The 1,790-nt window shown below is 45.1% G+C and carries 2 protein-coding genes; both read right to left on the reverse strand.

From position 1 onward, the window contains the following. Positions 1-16: 16 nt before the first annotated feature. Positions 17-1,216: a hypothetical protein gene (locus ABD816_RS22020; RefSeq protein ID WP_344931061.1), complete on the reverse strand. Its 1,200-nt coding sequence runs from the start codon at positions 1,214-1,216 to the stop codon at positions 17-19. Between the two features lie 139 nt (positions 1,217-1,355). After that, on the reverse strand, positions 1,356-1,592 hold the full coding sequence (locus ABD816_RS22360) for a major coat protein (protein ID WP_344960201.1): 237 nt from the start codon (positions 1,590-1,592) through the stop codon (positions 1,356-1,358). Positions 1,593-1,790: the final 198 nt, after the last annotated feature.

Raw genomic sequence — 1,790 nt, forward strand, 5'->3', positions numbered from 1 at the left:
CCTGGTCGATTTTTTGTCAGCCAGCAGCGCCAGGGAACGACAATGAGGTGCCGATAAAATCAAGTGTCATAGACTGACAGGAAGCGGCACTGATAGTCGGAAGATCAAACAAATCTGGCAAATCCAACGATTGGTTAATAAGATCCATTAAATCCTCGTCGTCTAAATCCTCATCATCCTGTCTGTTACTAGGGTCATTAGCATCAGCCTCAGCAGCAGATATAGCAGATTCATCAGCAGCAGCTTGTTCAGCCGCCAAAGTAGCGGCAGCCTCAGCAGCGGCAACCCGCTCAGCCTCTAATATTTCGGCCATGGACGCGGCAGTCAATGGAGCATCGGCCTCGCTATTTAGAGCATCGGCTTGACCCTCGGGAGTGTCCAAGCCTTGTATATCGCTGGCCATATCAGCTATACGATCATAATCCGCAGGGTCGATATATCCTGGCGCATTAGGGTCTGTTGATTGAGCGATACCATCCAACATGTAATTAATATAATCCTCGTCCTGTTGAGTAACCGCATCCGGCAGATATGTAAAATCATCTGTTGGGATTAAGTGAGACCAATCATTAGGAGCATCAGGGTTACGGAGAGCCTCTTTTGTCGGATTAGCGGCAATATAGGGCATAACTGAATCAAGAAAATCCTCATCAGCAATAGGAATATCAGCGGGCGGTAAAAGCTCATCGGTAGGAATTTTTATATAACCTGAATAACTGGAACCAAAGGATTTCCAAGTGGCGTTTGCTCGACAATCAGATGATGAACAAGACCAAGCGCCAACGATTTTGACATTATTAAGAGCAGAGCCGAATTGAGTATTCCAAATATTTAGCGCAGTGTTGATAGATACAGAATCACGAGTGACATTTGTAGAACCACCACTATTCATCAAATACACAGTAGAACGCGACTTATCCATATCGGGAGCTGAACCCGATGGATCAGGTTGATAAACATTGCCGTCATCGTCGAGTATATAATTCATTGCAATCATGGCAGCTATCCAATAGGGAGACCGTTTTAAAAATGCAGAGCCACCAGATTTTAGAATTGAGCCGATAGTTTGTTTCTGAATCGGTAACAAGCGAACTCGATAAGGGTGACTGGCCTTTGCCCCCTTAACAACAACCTTGGTTTTGACAGTTTCGCCGGTTACTTCATCGATATTAGAAAGATCATAGACTGATGCGGCCACGCCGTATTGATTTGCCATGGCTGCATTGATTGGCCATATGAAAATAGCCAGGGTCAGGGCAAGGGGCTTAAAAATTCTCATATGGAATCACCGAAAAATGGAATTAAAAAAGGCTCTATCGGTCAAACTGCGTTTGACCTCAAGAGCCAGTTTTTACTTAAATTTTGGAACCGAAACGCTTGAACAGTTTGAAAAGCACCAGAGCACCGAACAATGCAATTACAACCGGCCAAACCAAATCAGCCATGGCAAGCCCATCGGCCTGGACAGTTGCCAATTCCGTGCTAATAGCAGCCGGTAGGGCAGCATTGGCAGAGCCAGCAGCGAGAGCGGTAACAACAACAACTGATGCAGTTACAGCACGGGACATCATGTATTTAATGCGAGTAATCATAACACCACCTATATTTTTTCAGACAGTTTTTTAAAAAAAGTTATCAGGAACGAAGTCCCGTAACCCATTGCGAACGCGGCCAAACTGTATCCGGTATAAACACCGTCAACAAAGAGATCCGCTATTTCCCCCGCGAGTGATTCCATTACTACCCAAATCCTCCCGCGATGAAACCCAAACAAAAACAGAGTATGACAA

It is taken from the genome of Aquimarina addita (genome assembly GCF_039539305.1).
Taxonomy (GTDB): Bacteria; Bacteroidota; Bacteroidia; order Flavobacteriales; family Flavobacteriaceae; genus Aquimarina; species Aquimarina addita.

What these genes read in the sequence shown, in the direction of transcription:
- ABD816_RS22020 (WP_344931061.1), bottom strand. Translation starts at nt 1,216, where the DNA reads ATGGCAAATCAATACGGCGTGGCCGCATCAGTCTATGATCTTTCTAAT.
- ABD816_RS22360 (WP_344960201.1), bottom strand. Translation starts at nt 1,592, where the DNA reads ATGATTACTCGCATTAAATACATGATGTCCCGTGCTGTAACTGCATCA.